The sequence below is a fragment of the Rhizobium grahamii CCGE 502 genome (assembly GCF_000298315.2).
Lineage (GTDB): Bacteria > Pseudomonadota > Alphaproteobacteria > Rhizobiales > Rhizobiaceae > Rhizobium > Rhizobium grahamii.
The window spans coordinates 33259-52255 of the sequence record NZ_AEYE02000036.1 but is presented as its reverse complement, the minus strand read 5'-3'; the positions used below and the strand labels follow the sequence as shown (position 1 = coordinate 52255).

At 58.8% G+C, this 18997-nt stretch carries 17 protein-coding genes; 9 read left to right on the top strand and 8 right to left on the bottom strand.

Annotated features, from left to right (window positions below):
* Positions 1–280: 280 nt before the first annotated feature.
* Positions 281–3307: an alpha-mannosidase gene (locus RGCCGE502_RS30470; RefSeq protein WP_016558080.1), complete on the bottom strand. Its 3027-nt coding sequence runs from the start codon at positions 3305–3307 to the stop codon at positions 281–283.
* 471 nt (positions 3308–3778) lie between these two features.
* Entirely contained in the window at positions 3779–4252 is a 474-nt protein-coding gene (locus tag RGCCGE502_RS30465) for a nuclear transport factor 2 family protein (RefSeq protein ID WP_016558079.1), read from the bottom strand.
* A gap of 414 nt (positions 4253–4666) precedes the next feature.
* Here RGCCGE502_RS30465 and RGCCGE502_RS30460 point away from each other — a divergent pair, with 414 nt between their 5' ends.
* Entirely contained in the window at positions 4667–4924 is a 258-nt protein-coding gene (locus RGCCGE502_RS30460; protein WP_016558078.1) for a hypothetical protein, read from the top strand.
* Between the two features lie 7 nt (positions 4925–4931).
* Positions 4932–5546, top strand: a complete 615-nt coding sequence (locus tag RGCCGE502_RS30455; RefSeq protein WP_141652441.1) for a hypothetical protein — start codon at positions 4932–4934, stop codon at positions 5544–5546.
* Positions 5547–6345: 799 nt separating this feature from the next.
* Here RGCCGE502_RS30455 and RGCCGE502_RS30450 read toward each other — a convergent pair.
* On the bottom strand, positions 6346–7104 hold the full coding sequence (locus RGCCGE502_RS30450) for a sulfite exporter TauE/SafE family protein (protein ID WP_016558076.1): 759 nt from the start codon (positions 7102–7104) through the stop codon (positions 6346–6348).
* Positions 7105–7614: 510 nt separating this feature from the next.
* On the opposite strand from RGCCGE502_RS30450, the gene RGCCGE502_RS30440 reads away from it, so the two are divergent.
* Positions 7615–8958 carry an aminotransferase-like domain-containing protein gene (locus RGCCGE502_RS30440; RefSeq protein ID WP_016558074.1) on the top strand — a complete coding sequence of 448 codons (1344 nt, stop codon included), beginning with the start codon at positions 7615–7617 and terminating at the stop codon, positions 8956–8958.
* 733 nt (positions 8959–9691) lie between these two features.
* Positions 9692–10201 (top strand): BA14K family protein, encoded by a 510-nt coding sequence (locus tag RGCCGE502_RS30435; protein WP_016558072.1) that lies wholly within the window; start codon positions 9692–9694, stop codon positions 10199–10201.
* Positions 10202–10479: 278 nt separating this feature from the next.
* On the opposite strand, the gene RGCCGE502_RS39020 is transcribed toward RGCCGE502_RS30435, so the two are convergent.
* From RGCCGE502_RS39020 to RGCCGE502_RS30425, 3 genes are all read right to left on the bottom strand, one after another.
* The gene (locus RGCCGE502_RS39020) at positions 10480–11211 is read right to left on the bottom strand and encodes a DUF6494 family protein (RefSeq protein ID WP_019280420.1); all 732 of its coding nucleotides are present in this window, start codon (positions 11209–11211) and stop codon (positions 10480–10482) included.
* On the bottom strand, positions 11135–11578 hold the full coding sequence (locus tag RGCCGE502_RS39015) for a Rieske 2Fe-2S domain-containing protein (protein ID WP_341875058.1): 444 nt from the start codon (positions 11576–11578) through the stop codon (positions 11135–11137). Before RGCCGE502_RS39015 ends, RGCCGE502_RS39020 begins: the two co-directional genes overlap by 77 nt.
* Positions 11579–12121: 543 nt before the next feature.
* Positions 12122–12325 (bottom strand): cold-shock protein, encoded by a 204-nt coding sequence (locus RGCCGE502_RS30425; protein WP_016558069.1) that lies wholly within the window; start codon positions 12323–12325, stop codon positions 12122–12124.
* 727 nt (positions 12326–13052) lie between these two features.
* Here RGCCGE502_RS30425 and RGCCGE502_RS30420 point away from each other — a divergent pair.
* From RGCCGE502_RS30420 to RGCCGE502_RS30405, 4 genes are read left to right on the top strand one after another with little or no spacing between them, the layout of a single operon-like run.
* A complete protein-coding gene (locus RGCCGE502_RS30420) occupies positions 13053–13604 on the top strand; it encodes a TadE/TadG family type IV pilus assembly protein (protein WP_016558068.1) in 552 nt (183 codons plus the stop codon).
* Position 13605: 1 nt separating this feature from the next.
* The gene (locus RGCCGE502_RS30415) at positions 13606–14124 is read left to right on the top strand and encodes a hypothetical protein (protein ID WP_016558067.1); all 519 of its coding nucleotides are present in this window, start codon (positions 13606–13608) and stop codon (positions 14122–14124) included.
* A gap of 4 nt (positions 14125–14128) precedes the next feature.
* Positions 14129–15148, top strand: coding sequence for a TadE/TadG family type IV pilus assembly protein (locus tag RGCCGE502_RS30410; protein WP_019280419.1), 1020 nt, complete (start codon positions 14129–14131; stop codon positions 15146–15148).
* A gap of 12 nt (positions 15149–15160) precedes the next feature.
* Positions 15161–15505 (top strand): vWA domain-containing protein, encoded by a 345-nt coding sequence (locus RGCCGE502_RS30405; protein ID WP_019280418.1) that lies wholly within the window; start codon positions 15161–15163, stop codon positions 15503–15505.
* A 147-nt stretch (positions 15506–15652) separates the two neighbouring features.
* On the opposite strand, the gene RGCCGE502_RS30400 is transcribed toward RGCCGE502_RS30405, so the two are convergent.
* The gene (locus RGCCGE502_RS30400; RefSeq protein ID WP_040676003.1) at positions 15653–16207 is read right to left on the bottom strand and encodes an OmpA family protein; all 555 of its coding nucleotides are present in this window, start codon (positions 16205–16207) and stop codon (positions 15653–15655) included.
* Complete coding sequence (locus RGCCGE502_RS30395) at positions 16204–16878, bottom strand: L,D-transpeptidase (protein WP_016558065.1); 675 nt, start codon at positions 16876–16878, stop codon at positions 16204–16206. Before RGCCGE502_RS30395 ends, RGCCGE502_RS30400 begins: the two co-directional genes overlap by 4 nt.
* A gap of 506 nt (positions 16879–17384) precedes the next feature.
* Between RGCCGE502_RS30395 and RGCCGE502_RS30390 the strand changes: the two genes are divergently transcribed.
* Entirely contained in the window at positions 17385–18989 is a 1605-nt protein-coding gene (locus RGCCGE502_RS30390) for an ABC transporter substrate-binding protein (RefSeq protein ID WP_016558064.1), read from the top strand.
* The last annotated feature ends 8 nt before the right edge of the window (positions 18990–18997 follow it).

Sequence of the window (18997 nt, the reverse complement as noted above, 5' to 3'; positions counted from 1 at the left end):
AGTTCGCAATCCTGAGTCTTCATGGCAGCTATCAGCCATGTCCATCCCACGAGCGCGAGGGGCGGGATCATCTCCGTTAGCGCCAGCGTCACAAGGGACGACCATGGCCAACCGAACCTCCACCAGAGATATTCCGGCCGTCCGCTCCCGGTGACCAATTAAACCGGGGCGATTTTACGTGACCTCGCGCAAAAGCCAGCAGCTGCAGCCAGCACGTCATCCCGCCGGGTCCACACAAATTCATCCAGCCACGACATCGCCCACGCTGGTGCCGCTGCTGCTAGCCTGGTTGCAGCCGCCAAGTCCGGATTTCGAACGGCATGATATCTGCAGGTCCAGCACGTTCAATCGGCTCTTCGAGGATGTTCAACGCTCCTGAAGCCTTCCACTCCGGCGGCAAGGTCAGTGATAGGCGTCCGCGTCGGCCTGCGGGCTCGTAAAGCCGCAGGATCAGACCCTCTCCCTCCTCGGTTGGCTTCAATCCTGATATGGCGACAGGAATCCCCTCCACGCCGAGAGGCGATAGTGTGCCTGCCGATAGGCCGCCCGCCAAGATGGTGACGAGGGGCTGATTAAGATCGATCGCCTCTTGCAGAACGCCCCCGTCATGCCAGGCGCCCTCGTGCGGCATCAGTGCATAGGTAAAGCTTTGCTCGCCTTCGTCGGCAAGTGGATCGGGATAGATCGGTGAGCGCACGAGGCTCATACCTATGACATTGCCGCGCGCGCTGTGCCCATATTTAGCGTTGTTGAGCAAAGCGACGCCAAAACCCGGCTCGCTTAGATCGACAAACCGATGCGCGACAGCCTCGAACATCGCTTGTTCCCAAGAGGTGTTCGTGTGCGTTTGCCTCTCGACGACGCCGAAAGCGCATTCGAAGGTTGCGGTGCGTGAGCGCACAGCGACCGGGTTCAGCGTCCTCAGAAGCGTTCGCCGGTCATGCCAGTCGATCGTCGTCTCGACGTCAAGCCGTCGCGCGTTTGCCGTCAGCACATAAAGCTGCGTGACCGTCGAGTTTCGGTACCGGTAGGCGACACGGATCGCGGCACGATGCGGGCCCTGTTCGACAAGGGTAATGCTCTCAGGCTTGTCGAGGCGAACAGCCTTTTCGGCATAGTCGGCGTCAATGTCCCAGGCGTCCCAATTGCGCGGCTTATCGGCCGGATAGACCCATAGCTGATTTGCCGTGCCGTCGATCGCTTCCCTTCCCGATGCCTTGTGAGTAAGGTTTGAAACGGCGCCATCCTTGCCGATGACGACCGACAGATGCTCGTTTTCGAGACTATGCGCGCTTGCTTTCAGCATGCCCGCGGGCCGGAGTGTGTTGCGACCAAAAATTGCGACGGAAAGAGGCGCGACGGGATCGGCACAGGACAGGACTGTTCCGTCGGAGAGTTTCGCTGTAAGTGGCCGTGGTGCAAGTGACGGATTGACCGCAATCAACGCGTCCGACACTTCACCTGCCGGAAGATGGGCGGACAGTGAATTGAGAGCCCTGGCCTGCTCCACCTTGGCATTGCGTATGACCCCGTCGAGCTCCTGCTCAGCATCGATATAGACCTCGCGGATGCTTGAGCCTGGCAATATGTCATGAAACTCGTTCTTCAGGACGACGCGCCAATCCGCCTCGAGGCTCTGAGGTCTGTCGGCGCCGAGCAGGTGAGCGAGTGAGGCGAGCGTCTCTGCTGTTATCAGCGCCCGTTCGGCCTGGCGGTGCTTGCGCTTGACGCCGCTTTGCGATGTCAGAGTTGCGCGATGGAGCTCAAGGTAGATTTCCCCATCCCAGACTGGAAGGTCCTTTTTCGCCGCAACGCGGTGGGCATTTTCGTAATAGCTCTTCACTGTACCCCAACGCGCCTTGGGGACGGCAGGAAAGTCACGCAGTTGCACCTCCCGTTCGACCATCTCGGGGGTAACGCCGCCACCGCCATCGCCATAGCCGACCGCCAGCAGAGACGTATCGTGCTGCGTCTTGCCGCGAAAATTCTTCCACGTTGGCACGAAGCAATCCGGCTGCACAAAACCATTATAGCCATGCATGGGATTGTCGAAGGTATGGGTCAGTACTTTGCTTCCATCCATTCCCTTCCACCAGAAAAGATCGGACGGAATTTGATTGGTCTCGCTCCAGTTCACCTTGATCGTGAAAAAGCTTTCGATACCTCCAAGCCGCAAGATCTGCGGCAATGCTCCGGAAAAGCCGAAGCAGTCTGGCAGCCAGCAGACTGTGTGGCGCACGCCAAAGTGCTTTTCAAAGTAGCGCTGTCCATAAAGCACCTGTCGCGCGAGGCTTTCACCGGTCGGCATGTTGGTGTCAGGTTCGACCCACATGCCGCCAACAGTTTCCCATTTGCCCTCGGCGACCTTCTTCTTGATCCGCTCGAGAAGTTCGGGATCATCCTCTTCCATCTGCGCGTAGTAATGGGCAGTTGATTGGTTGAACCGAAAATCGTCCGACCGCTCCATCAGCGACAGCGCGGTATTGAACGTGCGTCGCATCTTCCGACGTGTCTCGCCGTAGGGCCAAAGCCAGGCGAGGTCGATATGGGCATGGCCGGTCAACAGCAACTCGCCGTTCGGCGGAAAACGCGTCTGAAGCTCCTTCAGCCGTGCGATCAGCGCATCAAAAGCAGCGCCAGCCAAAGCGCTCTGCACTTCCGTCAGGCCCGCCGGATTTTCCCGAAGCTCCGGCAATTCCCAAATCTTTTGCTGCATCACCGCATCGGATGAGCGCGAAATATAGGATGGTGTGTCCGAAGGCCAGTCGAGGCTGCAAAGCGCCTGTTCGGCCGCATCAATCAGGTGCGGCACCACGTCATGGCTTTCTAGCGCGTCCGCAGCCTCACCGATCTGTCGCAACAGAAGGTGAAGTTTGTGGACCGGCTCATCCAGCCAGATCAGCCGCGCCTTGTTGAGGCGCGGTGCTCGGTTCGGCTCTCCAAAGGGAAAGCGCGCGACGCTCTCCGTGGCAATAGAGAATTCCCTGCCTTTAATCGGGAACTCCTGATGATAGGGGTCGAGCCCGAATGTCTCGGATTGGCTGCCAGAATAGTGCAACGTGATCAAGCTCTCACCGCCAAGATCGAGCTGCAGGCGAATCTCATCGATTGGCCAGTCGCGCGGCGCCGCCGCCGCAGTCGCGAAACGAACTGTCCCCTGGCGGTGTGGCCAATCCTGATGATGAGCAATCGGCTCACCGTCAAAGGTCCACCCGTCGATCAGGATGCTTTGCCTGTCGCGCCAGTGGGCGAGCTCGGTTGTACGCACCTTCAAACGATCAAGACGTTGGGCAATCGTGAGAGACATGGGGGTCCTATCGGAAAATCACAAACTAAGGGCGGGGAGAATCTGGTGGTGCAATGATGCCGCATGCACCCCGGTCCGTCTCCTCCAATCGAAGGGACTCCCGTTGAAGACTGCGAATTATTCCGATGCACGATGCCGTCCACCTGTTTGCTGAGCATGAACGGCGGATCACTGCAGGTCAACCGGTGTTGACTTCAGCCATAATCGCCTAACGCAGCGAAGTCGCTACGGCAACTGATTTCTAGAGAACCAGGTTTCTCCTGATTTGTTCGAGGGTAGAGCCTTTACAGATCTGCCGGATAATTCTGGGATGAGCCCCGGAAACGAGTGAGGAGCAGTTTGATCTGTTTGCCTAAAGTGAGACGCCTTCCGCGAAAGGAACTGCTCCATTGCTTGCGAAGCGCGGTTTCGCTGTGCAAGATGGGCGCCAAGCAGGCACTCTGCTCCCAAGCTTGGCGAGCGCCTCGAACACTACAATCCCAGGTCCGAAAGACCAGGATGATCGACCGGTCGGGGGCCACCACGATCCCATCTGTACTTTCGCTCCTCTTCTTGGATCGGCAGGTCGTTGATAGAGGCGTGTCGACGCCGCATCAGGCCATTTGGTGCAAACTCCCAGTTTTCGTTGCCATAGGATCTGAACCAGTTGCCCGAGTCGTCATGCCATTCATACGCGAAACGTACTGCGATCCGGTTCTCTTGGGCCGCCCAGAGTTCCTTGATCAGCCGGTAGTCGAGCTCGCGCGCCCACTTGCGGGTGAGGAATTCAACAAGGGCTTCGCGGCCAGTCATGAACTCGGCGCGATTGCGCCACTGACTGTCCTGAGTATATGCAAGAGAGACCTTGTGTGGATCGCAGCTGTTCCATGCGTCTTCGGCGGCCCTCACCTTCAGAGCGGCACTTTCCATCGTGTAGGGAGGGAACGGGGGGCGTTCTTCATGCATTGGCATTCCTTTCAGCTGGATTGGTGATTGCCTGATCAGCGTTTGTTCCTTACCAGTTCCGCCAATACATGAGGCTTTGGTCTTCTGTCGGCCGCGGGTTCGACCGTGAAAGTCGTGCGTCGCGATAAACCATGGGCTTCCGCAGATCGGGCGACGATGGCTATTGATACGCAATGGGGGAGGAAGAACCAATCATCAGATAGTATCACCCTCATTGAAGTCGGTCGAACGTGAAACCTCTTTGTTCACACTGAAAAGAGCGGCATCGTGGACTGCTGCTTGGATTCCATCCCATTATGACCGCGAATTGAAAATAGATCTTAGAAACATCCGGCCGGAACTCGGATTTTATGTCCATCGAGGTCGTCAGTGCCTGCCGGTCAAATAGCAGGCGTCCAGGAGACACCGGCGCCGTTGGTAGGGGCAACTCGCATCGACAATCTCGACGACCAGTTTTTCATCGTTGTACGCCGCGCGCTCGAGACGGATGCGCTGCAGTTGGTGACTTTCGACAAGTCCATGATGTTCAGACTGACCGATTGCGTATCCGAATATGACTTCCCGCAGTACCGCTATAACAACGACGAATTCCAGCTCAGGTACTACAAGCCTGCCCATGACATTCTGATGAAGCAGGAAGGTTTCCCCGAGCTCGTTGGTACGCACGAGTGAGGCCGCTGTGACGAAGGCGTTACGCGTTCTATGTGTGCCGGCCTTGTGGGTCGCGACTGCCGTTCAGGCCGTCGCTACCCAGTTGGCGCCTGTTGCCGTCCAACCGTCAGGACCGGAGGTGCCAGCCAACCTGTTTCGCATCTCCCTGGTGTTCGCTCGGCCTGTCGGCGAGACCGTTCTGCCACGGCTAGAGCTTCGCCGCGCAAAATGGCGATGCCATCGAGAAGCCGTTCCTGGAACAAGAGCTCCGGTCCCCAGTGGCAAGATCTTGACAGTGCTTCTGGATCCGGGGCGGGTAAAGAGCGGGCTCATCGCCCATGACGCACTCGGAGCGGTACTTCACGCCGACAGCCTAGTGGTGCCGACGTTGAACGGCCATGAAATCAACCGTTGGAGGGTGATTTCGGACGACCACGAAGGCCCGCGCCCGTCCGGCTGGAACGTTGGACGCGTCCTTGTGGGCACTCACCGGCCGCTGGTCGTGGAGCTGGACGCGCCCATCGACGGTCGGCATGCGGACTACCTCGTGGTTGCGAATTCGACAAATCACCGAATACAGGGGCGCCCGGCTGGATGTCGGCGAAAAGAGATGGACGTTCACGCCCAACATTCCCTGGACTGAATCGCGGTACACGCTGGCCGTCTTTGGCAACCTGGAGGATCCATCGGGCAACCGGATGAACGGTCCCTTTGAGTCTCCGGGAGTGTGCCTGAGCTGGCCCCTGCCGACGTCTACATTCCGCTGAGGATTGGTCGAATGCCGGCGACGGCTAAGCGGCGTTTACAGTCTGAGTAGGCGACTGCGTTTGAACAGCTGTTATCAGTTCGGCTGCACCCACGGTCTTTTGTGACCAGCCTCGCCAAAGGGCCGACGCCTGTGCTGGTATGAGGCAGGTCCAATCTGAGGACCTGCATATCCGCTCCCTCCGTCGCGGGATTGAGAAATCAAGGAAGGCTCGCAGCTTGAGCGGTACCTTGCTCCGGCTAGGATAGATCAGACTGAAGGGAAGGATAGGGGGCTGGTTAGGACCGGCACGAGCAAACCCGAACAAGTGAACAGGTTTGGCGGATACGAGGGCGTGCGGCGACGACAGCGCCGGCACCTCGGTCGCGGTCCGGCCTCCGAGCTGGTCACGATTTGTCGTGACCAAGGGCCAGAACTGGTCGAGCCCGTCAAGCGTAAACGACTTCGACACGAATTCGTGGTCTGACCCACAGTTACGCGAGACGGCTAGCTCTGACCGATCGTTCACGATTACGGCCGCACGATCAGCGTTTCCGGGAAAGATGGCATTCGCGTAACCTTTCGAGTGACTCTTCTCCGGGCGTTAATGAACAGTGGGCCTACTCGCCCCGGCACGCCGGCATTTTTTCCCCATTGCAGGGGTCTGAGAATGCCTTTCTCAGCAAGAGACCACCGATCATGCGAGATACCCCGAAACGCCGTCCCACAATAACTTCATCGCTGTCACGATCAGCAATCCGTGGCAGATGCGGTAGATCTGACGCTGGTCCAAGCTTCCGTGAAGCCGCCACCCGAGTGACACACCAGTTGGTACGGCAAACAGACAGATCGCCATCAGTTTCCAGAGACCTGGCGTAGGCGTTATCAGCAGCATCCAAGGAACCGCCTTGGTGGCGTTGCCGATGGTGAAGAAGAGGCTCGTCGTGCCCGCGTAGATGTCCTTGCTGAGACCAAGGGGCAGCAGATACATCGCGAGTGGCGGCCCGCCGGAATGCGCGACCATGGTCGTGATGCCCGAGCTCAGGCCGGCAAGGATCGCCTTAGGGGTCGAACGGGGACGGGTGGTTATCTCGCCGCCGTTCATTAGCCATAGGCCAACGAAGATCAATGTGATCGCCGCCATCAGGATCGCGATCATACGGTGGTCGAGAACCCGAAACAGCAAATAACCGAAGCCGATGCCGAAGAGAAGTCCCGGCAGGAGGAGCGCCAGATCTGGTCTCGACCACGTCGTGCGGCTGAAGTAGCGCAAGGCGTAAAGATCCATTGCGATGAACAAGGGCGCAAGCAGCCCTCCGGCCGTAACGGGATCCATCACCAAGGAGAGGAGAGGGATTCCGATAATGGCGAAACCGCCGCCGAACGCTCCCTTGAGGAAGCAGATCACGAACACTCCGGTAAAGGCGACGACGATTGTGGTAACGGTCAGTTCCATGTGACTTGCCTTCAAAACAGGCGCACGGCATTTTCTTCCCGGTTGCCGTGCGGACGGACGGTTAAACGCAGAAGCGGCCTCTTGGTTGATGGTTCTCGCAAGCGGGGCGTCGGCTCTAATTCACCCGCTTAGGGTCCATGAGGCCACTCGCCGCCGCCTCGACCTCGGATCGGGCCAGTCCGATATCCCTCAGTCTATCGTCATCCAGTTCTCGAAGGCGAGCAATGGCAGCGTGACGGTCGAGAAAGCGAGTGAACCTGACCCAATGACGCAGAGCCGTTCTAAGGTGCCGAGCGAGGTTCGTTTCCGGTTCAAGGTGAGGGGTAATTGCAGAAAATGCAGACATTTGTTTTGTCTCCTTTGCTTGGTCCGCGGCAAAAAGCCGGTGCCCGCATGCTGTTGGAGCACGTCGGTAGCTAATGTCGCGATCTATGGGGCAATGCTTTTGACACGCATAGAATGTTCCGATAGAATTCTCGGTGCAATCAAAACATTGCACTCGGAGCAATAATGTCAAAAGCCGAATACCTCAGTCTAGCCGACGTCATCGCTGCAGACATAGCCGAAGGGAAGCTCAAGCCAGGCCAGCGCTTGCCGCCGCAGCGCACGTTCGCCTACGAACGGAAGATTGCCGTCTCGACGGCAAGCCGCGTTTATTCCGAACTGCTGAGGCGCGGCCTGGTTGTCGGCGAAGTAGGCCGCGGCACTTTCATATCCGGAGAGGCGCGCAGCGGCCTAGCGGCGCCTAGCGAGCCGCGCGGCATCCGCATCGACCTTGAGTTCAACAATCCGATACTCCCTGAACAGAACGCGCTGATCGCAAAAAGCCTCGGCGGGCTGGCGGAAATGCCGGCCCTGGACACGGCCCTGAGACAGGCGACAAGTATCGGAACCCGGACGGCGAGGAATATTGCGGCCGCGCACATGTCCAAGGCGGGATGGTCGCCAAACCCGGAGCAGCTCGTATTCACCGGCAAGGGGAGGCAGAGCATCGCCTCAGCGCTCGCAGCGGTCGTTCCGACGGGGGGTCGCTGCGGCGTGGAGGCTCTGACTTATCCCTTCGTCAAGGGGATCGCAGCCCGGCTTGGCATTCTTCTTGTGCCGCTGGCGATGGATGAACACGGTATCCTGCCCGACTCGGTACAAAAGGCGCACCATGAAGCGCACCTTTCGGCCATCTACATTCAACCGGCGATCCAGAACCCGTTGGGCATGACGATGCCGTCAGCGCGTCGCAACGAACTGGTGCGGGTGGTGCAGCAACTCGGCCTTCCCGTCATCGAAGACATCGTCTACGCCTTTCTCGACGACGAGCCGCCGCTTGCCGCTCTCGCACCGGACACCTGCATCGTCGTCGACAGCCTCTCCAAGAAGGTCGGACCAGGGCTTACTCTCGGCATCGTGGTGACACCATCACGATTGCGGGAGAGTGTGATGGCTTCGGTACGCTCGGGGGGCTGGACGGCCTCCGGGTTCGCGTTTGCCGCCGCCGAGAGGTTGATGGGTGACGGGACCGCTGCGGAGCTGACCAGGCTGAAACGCGCCGATGCGGTCGCGCGCCAGAAGCTCGCCGCCGAAGTTTTTTCGGGTTTCCAGGTCCAGACCAATCCGAAATCATATCACCTCTGGCTGACGTTGCCGCCGCATTGGCGATCGCAGAGCTTCGTCGTGGCGGCTGCGCGGCGCGACATCGCGCTGACACCTTCGACGACCTTCGCTGTCACGGCTGGCCACGCGCCGAACGCAGTCAGGATCGCCCTTGGCGGACCGACCACGGAGCATCTCCATGTGGGACTGCGCACGCTTGCCTCGATGATGGATGCGCGAGAGGAGGACTTCTACTCGACGGAATGAGCAGGTGCCGTGATGCTAAGATGGAGATCATCCGAGGGCTGGAAAGGAAGGACCCTGCGTCCTAAGCCGGCCCGACCAAGGGCGCTTCTGTGCGCCCAGCCTTGGTATTCCCAAGGATTGTATGACTTCCAGCCCAGAGCATCAAATGGCCGGCGAAGCAACTGCCTTTTCGCTGCACCGGGGATCGAGAGGCAGGGATCGAGACTATGGAGCCGCGCTGTACGAGGATGATGGCCGAGGTGAATGCTCGAAGGAAGCGAAGCAAAAGTAAGAGGACAACAGAGGCGCGTAAAGCGGGCTCAATTGTCCTCTACATCGCAAATTAGGCCACCGTCATGTTTTATCGTGGTGATGTGTGCAGAGCGGTCACCAAATTCAACCGCCTCCGGGCGGCACGTTAATTCCGCCCCGATGTGCACCCCAGATCGGGAAGGCGGCTATTTTTTCTTGAGAGAAGTCTCTGAGTTTTTGACCTGACTGCCGAGTGTGGCCGGCTTCGCTGGGGCTCCCTTTTCTTTCTTTGGCTTGCGCGTCTCTTTGTTACTACGAACTTGCCCCTTAGCCATTGCATCCTCCTGAGTTGGTGCCTGTACATAACCGGCACAAGGCGTTGAGAAAGCAAGCGGTTTCTTTCTCTTTCGTGAAGGGCCGTTCACATTAGCATTAGGTTCGTTTAAAATACTACAGGACACTGTTTGGCACGTTAGCCTGTCGGACGCACGTGGTGATAAAAATGAGAAAGCTCACAGTCTTTCTACTATCTCTGATTGGGGTGTGTCCGAGTGTGATGCCGGCTCAGGCGTTCCCGTCGTTAAACCCCTCCACGATACAAGCCCCGCATGTTCATCTGATCCAATATCGCCGGGACTACAGCGGACATTACGGCGGATCGTGGGGAGGCTATAGGAACTATGGTCGGAGCTATTACGGAGGCTATCGGCCTTATGGCGGTTACCGCTACGGACGCTATGGGGGCTACTACGGTCGCGGCTACAATGGCGGCTATTATGGCGGTTACAACGATTACGGGTTGCTTCTCGGAGGGCTGGCGACAGGAGCGATTATTGGGGGCGCGCTTGCTCAGCCAGGGTACTATGACCAGCCCGAGTACTATGAGCAGCCACGATATTACGGCAACTCTCATGCTAGCTGGTGCTACTCCCGGTATCGTTCTTACAGGGCGTATGACAATACGTTTCAGCCCTATTACGGCCCCCGGCGGCAATGCCTCGGACCTTACTAAGATCCGTTCCCTATCGCCAGTGGCTCAGGATGAGGCGGTACTCATAGCTGCAAGATCCTCTGGCTAATATTGTTGCCTTCCTCGCCAGCTGCAGCCGTGCCAACCGCCTGACCAACAGCTTCTAGCAATGCCGAGGTTAAACGCGGATCGTAGCTCGGTGGTAAACTATCGTCGCAAGCTCTTGGAGCGAAAGACCGCCTATGGGATCGACGGCAGGCGGCGGTCGCGGTGTTCCCAGCCGGTCTGTCCGGCACGCTTCGCTTTAGCAATACCCCGTCCTACGGAAGTTCGATCTCACCCTCCACCACGTGGTTGAGGCCGGTGCCTTCTGCCGTTAGCGTTATCCGGACCTTCAGGTTCTTACCGCCGATCTGCCTGTCGCGCACCGTCTCCTCGATCTTGCGCTGTGAGGTGACCCCGACTTCCTTCAGGAACTTGCGGATCGACATGTTAAAGGCTTCTTCGCTCATGGCGGTGCTCCCCTGTATCTGGAAGAGGATTGTAAGAGAAGGCAAGCCGTCAGGGAAGCGTGACCGGGCGGTGCCCCCGTCGCAATGGTGAACAGCAAATTGCTCGTGGGTTGGATCGACAACCTCTTGGTGAGAGTGGTTTCCATCAGCGGCGGCAACTTCGAGACCGATGAAGCTGGCACCGAGCACGACGGCATGTCGTGCACCGCCGATATCAGCGATGATGCTGCGGCTGTCAGCCAGCGAGCGCAGCGTGTGGACATGAGGCAGGTCGGCGCCGGGGATGGTAAGGCGCACGGGTTCGGCGCCGGTCGCGAGCAGCAATTTGTCGAGACCTATCAGTTCTCCCTTGGCGAGGGCGACTTCGCTGGAACCGATATCGATGCCGGCAACCTTGGTGCCGAGACGCAGATCGATGCCATTCTTGGCGTAAAAGCCTTCGTTGCGGAGCGGAATCCAGTCCTCAGGCGCCTTGCCCGAGAGATAGTCCTTTGAAAGGTTGGGGCGGTCGACGGGCGGTGCCTCGTCGTCGCTGATCATGACGATGCCGCTCTGATATTGCTCGTGCCGACCGCGCCACCTCCGACGATGATGATCCGCTCTGGAGCGACCCCTGGCTTGCTTTCCCGCGGGTTGGGGACAGCTTTTGGCGCTTCTCGCCAACAAATATCCTCGCGTCGCGGTGCTCGACCGACCAACAAGCGAGTGGCGACAGAGCCGGCGCGCGCAGAGCCTCTCCGGTGTTCAGATCAAAGCAGGCATGATGCCAAGGACAGCGAACGGTATCAGCGGCGACGAGACCGTCCAGGAGCGGCCCACCATAGTTGGGGGAGTTGGCAGCAACCGTAAAAATCTCTGCCCCGCGGCGCACCAGAAGCACCAGGTCGCCGTCGCGATGACCGACCAGCTTGCCCCCGTCTGGTAGATCGGCGATTGCGATTACCGAGGGCCAGATCGGGACCTTTTGGCTCTGAATATTCGGCCATTTTCAACTCCCTGAAGGGCCGCATCCGTTATCGTGCCGTTGCGACACTTGGCTGCTCAGCAGGCAACTCCCGTCAATTTCCCGCTATTCCATGAATTCGGCCGTGGACGCCGTGCCCTACGGGCGGCAATCCAGGTTTTCGTCGGCAATACTATGATAGTTCGCTATTCGAAGCTACGGAGTGGCACCCCCTCGGGTGTAAGAGGTTCGCAACAGATCCAATTTACGCGACAAGACGGTTAGAGCCGATTGTCTCGATACTATTTTCATGTGACGCAGCCAATCGTGTCCACGCATCGATGGCTCTTTCTTCAACGACGTCGAACCGCGAGATCACGCGCCAACAATGGACAGGGTCCGGTCAGATCTGAAAGCCGCGTCCGGCTTGTCCTGGACGTTCCCAAGATGCTCAGGGTTGGTAAGGGCTATGGCCCCGCCTGATCGACAGGGCCTAATTTAGCGCGCTTAGAGGAGGCTGACGTTTTCAGCCTTCGACTTTCCAGTCTTGCGGTCTTGTCCCAACTCGTAGCTGACCTTCTGGCCCTCTTGAAGCAAACCGCCGAAACCCACGGCTGAGATATGAACGAACACGTCAGGACCACCGTTGTCCGGTGTAATGAAGCCGAAGCCTTTGTCCTGAGCGAAGAATTTTACGGTACCAGTTGCCATGATGTCCTCGGTTACTGAAAGCGATAGTTATCGCATAGCGCTGGACAGCCCTTATCACAAGGCCTGAGTTCGTGCCTGGGCTCGTTTTGGGCATGATCAATTGAGACCCCACGCCCGTCTTGCCCGTATGGATATGTCCACGCGTCGGCATAGATGATTTGTGACCGCCCGATCGGCCCGCCTGCCGGAAAGACCTACACTTGATGGCGGAACCTGGATATCTCGATGCGAAGCGCTTAGCGGCGACAAGCATGCCAGCACCTTTGTCCAGCAAAGGCAGTGGGTTCAATTGATCGCCGCAACACACTCAGCAAATGTTTCCACAGTTCGCCAACCGCCGTCCGGGCGACCTTGGATTCAGCGAGCGACATCGAGCAAACGTGTTTGAATGACGAAGCCGTTGCCTTGCGGGCGGTGGCCGACGTCGCCCGCTAGTCTCCTCGTCACCGCATATGCCCAAATTCGGTGCCTCCTTGGGTGATCATCTGCCGTTCTTCACGAGCCACTCGGTCATTTTGGCCATACTAATGAAGCGCTGCCCCCGATGCGAGCAAACTGAACCCTTGTCACCGCCTTTAGGAAAGGCCTTTCTGCGCATTGGGACGAGTATGAAATGGCAAAAAGGGTGCGATTGCATGTCATTTTAGCGATTTCCCTAGCGCTTGTGAATTTCCGAGCCACATTTATACAATTCTGGCGATTGGGGCGTTCGGTGACATTTCGGAGATTGAGACGATACAGGGCGTCGCGGGACGGCGCCACCGCGGTCGGATTCACGATCATAGCGCCGGCGCTGATCTTCATGACCTTCGCCATCGTCGAGTCAGGCATCGCCTTCGCGGCCGACATCCTCCTCAAGAACGCCACCTACGACGCGGCCCGCACGGGACGGACGGGTTTCGTCTCCGACGGGTCGACGCAAGACGCGACCGTCAAGGCGAAGATCCGATCGCAGGCGGGAGTGATGATGGACGTCGACAAGCTTGTCATCACTAGCCTGTCTTACAAGGGCTTCGACGTCCTGAAGAAGCCGGAGCCCTTCACGGACAAGAACGGCAACGGGGTGCGCGACGACGGCGAGAATTACACCGACGTCAACGGAAACGGGCAATACGACGTCGACCAGGGCGCGAACGGCTACGGCGGGACGGCGCAGCTCGTCCTCTACACGGTGACATATCCGTGGACCTTCCACACTCCGTTTCTCAAGCAGATCGTCGGCAACGACGGCACCGTCGTACGAATTCCTCGCCGAGGACGACGGTGTCGCGGGCATTGAGATGGCGATCATCACGCCGGTCCTACTCGTGCTTCTGTGTGCCCGGAGCGAGATTTGTCTCTACGGCAGGTCGCACTTCCAAGCCTCCCAGATGGCCTCGACGGTCGCCGACGCGGTCTCCCGCTACGAGGCGGTTACGTCGGCTGACATCACGTCGATCTTCTCGGTTTCCTCGCAGGTGATGGGCACCGAGGATTTCAAGGACAACGGCTACGTTATCCTGTCGTCGGTCTCCCGGACCGGCGGTGCGACCCCGAAAGTCGCGTGGCAGTGCAAGGGTGGCGGGCACGCGAGCACCAGCAGGATCGGCGCGGTCACCAAGGACGCGACGCCACCAGGTGGCCTGGTGCTCGACGCGATGGACGATGTGATCGTCGCGGAGGTCTTTTACAAGTACTCGCCGCTCTTCGCCAACGCCGTGCCCGGTCTCAACGACGAACTCTACAAGACCGCGGTCTTTCGCCCCCGCCTCGGCAGCCTCACAAGCGCTTCCAGGCTGCTAGCCCCATCGGAAGGATGATCAAATGACCCTGCGATCCACGATCTCCCGCTTCTGCAAGGACGATACGGGCGCGGCGCTGCCGTTCGTCGGCGTAGTCAGCATCGCGCTTATCGGCGCGACGGGATTCGGCATCGACGCGGCGCGGATGATGCTCCTGCAATCCAGCCTGCAGCGCTCCATCGACGCCGGGGCGCTGTCCACCGTGGCGCGGCTCGACACGAAGACGATCGAAACGCAGTTGCGCAAATTCACCGTCGCGAATTTCAACGACGGACAGATCGGGGCGACGCTCGAGAGCCTTACATGGACGATCAGCAGCGACAACAAAACGCTCACGGTCAATGCCACGGCAAGCGCTCCAGCAACCTTGATGAAAATCCTGGGCGTCCAGACGATCAGCGTGAGCGCGGAAAGCGTGATCGAACGCTCGACGAGCGGTCTTGAATTGGCCCTCGTGCTCGACAATACCGGCTCGACGGTCGGGGCTCCGCTCACATCCCTTAAGGCAGCCGCCAACACCCTCGTCGAAATCCTCTACGGCCTCCAGACAGTTGCTGAAAACCTCTATGTCGGCATGGTGCCGTTCTCCCAGAGCGTGAACGGCGGCAACGCGCATACGGACTGGCTGAAGAGCGGATCGCTCGCCGCTCTCGATTGGGGAACGACGACGTCGTGGGGCGGCTGCTTCGAGGCGCAGAGCCGCGCGGACGACATGTCTGACACCGTTCCGTCCGACAAGCCGACCACGCCCTACTACTGGCCTGACGGCAGCAACAACGACTGGATCAGCATCAGCAAAGACGGCACGAAAAACTATGCCAAGGGCCTCGGCTCCGCCTTGGGGCCAAACAAGAACTGCCCTGCGGCGGTGACCCGCATGACGCCCGAGAAAGCAAAGGTCGTTTCGGCCATCGCCTCGATGAAGGCGGTCGGCAACACCCATATCAACTTCGGCGCAGTCTGGGGCTGGCGGATGCTGTCACCGAAGTGGCGCGGGCTGTGGGGCGGCGACATGACGACCTACAAGCTGCCGCTCGACTAAAACACGAATAATATGAGCAAGGCCGCGGTCATCATGACGGACGGCGAGAACACGATGACGGACACGGTCTACACGGCCTATGGCTGGCTCGCCGACAAGAAGCTCGGGACGAGCAATGCGACGTCCGCGGTGGCCGAGCTCAACAGCCGGCTTAGCAAGGTCTGCACAGCGACGAAGAATGCCGGAGTGATCATCTACACCATCGCCTTCAACGGCCCGGAAGTCAGTACGCAGAACCTGATGAAAGGCTGCGCCAGCCAGGACGCGTTCTTCTTCAACTCGTCGACAAGCGCGGCCCTGCAGTCCGCGTTCAAGGAGATCGGCGTCTCGCTATCGAACCTGCGCGTCAGCAGGTAGCGCGTAATTTGCCAGTTGCTGCGTGCGGCGGGGACGCTAGCGCGGCGCTGCGCGAACTCCTCGCTGTTGCCGATTTCCTCAGGGATCACAACCTGCACATGACGTTATGCTGTTGAACCAAGGTATCGGTCGTGGCGCGTCCTGTCATCAGACGGAGTCATGCTGAGTGCGCAGATTGGTGACGACGCGCCGGTTCTGCACCTTGCAGGAGCGGCTCGTGCAGTCGCGAACCTCACGGTCATTGCCGTAACCCTTGGCCCATACGCGACTGACGTCGACACCCCTCGAGACGAGATAGGCCATTACCGCATCGGCGCGTCTCTGCGACAGCGTCGTCATCGCTGAACCGGAGCCGGAATCGTCTGCAAACCCCTGTAGCTTGACCAGCCACTGCGGGTTGCTGTTGAGCCAGGTGGCTTGCTTGTCCAGCGTTGCCTTGGCCACGGGATCAAGCGTGGCGGAGTCCTGCGTGAAGTAGGTCCGTCGGCCGATGTTCAAGATAAAGTCTTCTTCACTCCCAGCTTTGACATTCTCGAAGCCGGGCGCTGGATCGTTGGTTTGCCCGGTCATCGGCGCCACCGTGGGTTCCTCGATCTCGGCGATATCGGTGGTGCTGCAGGCGGCAAGCGTCAGGAGGATGGCCGCAGAGACAAGCAGCCTCGAATATCCGGTTAAAGCAGACATCAGGGGGATTTTCCTCATTCGACCGGGTTGGCCTGGCTGATCTTCGCGGCACTTTCAGCCTGGTCGGCAATGTGCGGCAGGACTTGTACCGCGGTGCCGATGGGGCAACGCTGATAGAGATCGATCGCATCTTCGTTGAACATGCGGATGCAGCCGCTGGAGGCATCCTTGCCGATGCTGCCCGGCTCCAGAGTGCCGTGGAAGCGATAGCCGGTATCGACGCCGTCGCGAAGCAGATACATAGCGCGCGGACCAAGAGGGTTCTTCGGTGAGCCTCCATCGACCGATTCCGGCAGCTCCGGGTGGCGCTGACGCATCTCCGGTGGCGGCGTCCAACGCGGCCAGAGTGCTTTCTGGTCGATCGTGGCGCGGCCATACCATTTGAAGCCCTCACGCCCGACACCGACGCCGTAGCGGATGGCAGTCTTGTTCTCCATGATCAGGTAGAGAAAATGATGGGTGGTATCGACAACGACGGTGCCGATCGGCTCGCTGCTGAAATACTTGACGACCTGGCGCTGCCACTTCCTGTCGATCCTGGCAAAGTTCGTGCTTCGAAACGTCACGGCATTGTCGACGCTGGTGCCGGAAAAATAAGATGACGCAGCAGCGAATGTCGGATTGCTAACTGCCGCAGCTCCAAGTGAAGCCAGGCCACCAAGCACAAAATCCCTGCGCGTCCATACCATTGGCAGTATCCCCCATTGCCAAGAAGCCAGCGCAGTAAACCAGATTTTTTTATCGTCACAACAAAAATCTACGCGCGCCTCAGAATGAGAGCGCTCAATGCATATCGCGCCAAATAGCGGAGTGGAGGTCGCCTCCAAAGGCAGTTCGTTCTCCTCCAGACCAAAAAAGTCAAATACCGCTTCGCTGGTCCGAGGGAAGTTCCAGCCAGGCAGATGCGGGAAGGGCGTGCAGGGGACAGCAGCGCGTTTCCCAATGAGCGGAACCGCGATCCTGCAGTATGCGCGAAAGCTCGAGCGAGAGGCCGCAACTCGTTGATTGATGATATCGGGTCAGGGTGACGCTGTCTCGTGTCTCGGGGGTAGCAAGTTGGAGTGACTATCCTATTTCTGACAGCCCCAAAGGCGTCAGTCGCTTGGTCGACACCATATCATACAACTTGACTAATGAGATATTATGACAGATAGTATCACCAGTCGATCGGGAGTCGGCAATGGAGGTTTTTCAAATGTATCACCTGAAGGCAATGATTGCGGCAGCGGTTATCGGAGCAGCAAGCTGGAGCGCACCGCTTCACGCGGAAACGCCGCAGAACATGCTCGTCGTCGGCTTTTCGATGAACAATATCTTGACGTTGGACCCGGCAGCCATCACCGGCAAGGAAACGGTCCAGGTTCTCGCCAACATATACGATAACCTGGTTTCACTAGATCCCGCCAACAGATCTGAGGTCACACCTCAGCTCGCGGAAGGCTGGGTGGTCAGCGATGATAAATCGAAGATTACGTTCACATTGAGAGACGGGGCAACCTTCGCCTCTGGTCATCCCGTCACGTCCGAGGACGTCGTCTGGTCGCTGAAGCGGTTGATGTCGCTGAACCTGGCGCAGGCCTCGTTTCTCAAGACCCATGGGTTCAGCGCCGACAAGGCCGACGCGAGCTTTACCGCTCCTGACGCTAAAACCGTTGTCATCACGCTTCCCAAGAAGGTTGATCCGGAACTTATCATCATGACCTTGGGCATCGTTGGCCCGGGATCGATCTACGACAGCAAGACCGTGCTGGAAAACGAGAAGAGTGGCGACAAGGGTGCTGCCTGGCTGACGACACATTCGGCGGGATCGGGACCCTTCGTGCTTAGCGAATGGCGCTCGAACGAGCGCGTCGTTCTTGATCGCAACGACAACTACTGGGGCGACAAGCCCGCGATGCGTCGCATCATCATGCGCCATCTGGCAGAATCTCAGAGCCAGCGGCTGATGCTGGAGAAGGGCGATATTGACATTGCCTTCTCGATGTCGGCCGCCGATCTCAAGTCCCTGGAGTCCAACAAGGACGTCAGGATAGAAACGATCGGTGGCAGTGGCTTCTATTACCTTGCCGTGTCGATGAAGGACGAGAAGTTCAAGAACCCGAAGGTTCGTGAGGCGCTTCGTTACTTGATCGACTACGAGGGTCTCGACAAGACGGTTCTGCCGTATTTCGGCAAGCTTCGTGATCGGCCGATTGCGAGTGGCATCTTCGGTGCGGCGCCTAATGCGGGCTACAAGCTCGATGTAACGAAGGCAAAGACATTGCTGGCCGAAGCGGGCTATCCGGATGGCTTCTCGACGACGCTCCGCGGTATTTCGGATGCGCCGTTCCTGAACCTTGCAACCGCGCTGCAGGCAACACTTGCTCAAGCTGGCATTCGCGCCGAAGTCATTACCGGATCGGGCGACCAGATCTACGGCGCGATGCGCGAGCGGAATTTCGAGCTTCTCGTTGGTCGCGGCGGCGGCGGTCAGTTGCCGCACCCTGACTCCAACCTGCGCGCGATCGCTTATAATCCAAACAATTCGGACGAGGCAAAACTGACGAACTTCCAGGGCTGGCGCACCTCGTTCTTCGACGAAAAACTGAACAGCATGATCGATGCTGCGCAGGTCGAAGGGGACAAGACCATTCAGACCAAGCTCTACGGCGACATCCAGAAATATTATGCCGATGTCGTGCCGGCAATCCAGCCGTTCTCCGAGGTCGTGGACACCGTAGGCGTGCGCGCCGACATCAAAGGGCTTGCGCTGAACCCGTCCTGGTCGACGCAATTGCGCACGGTCACCAAGGGCCGCTGATCCGCCAG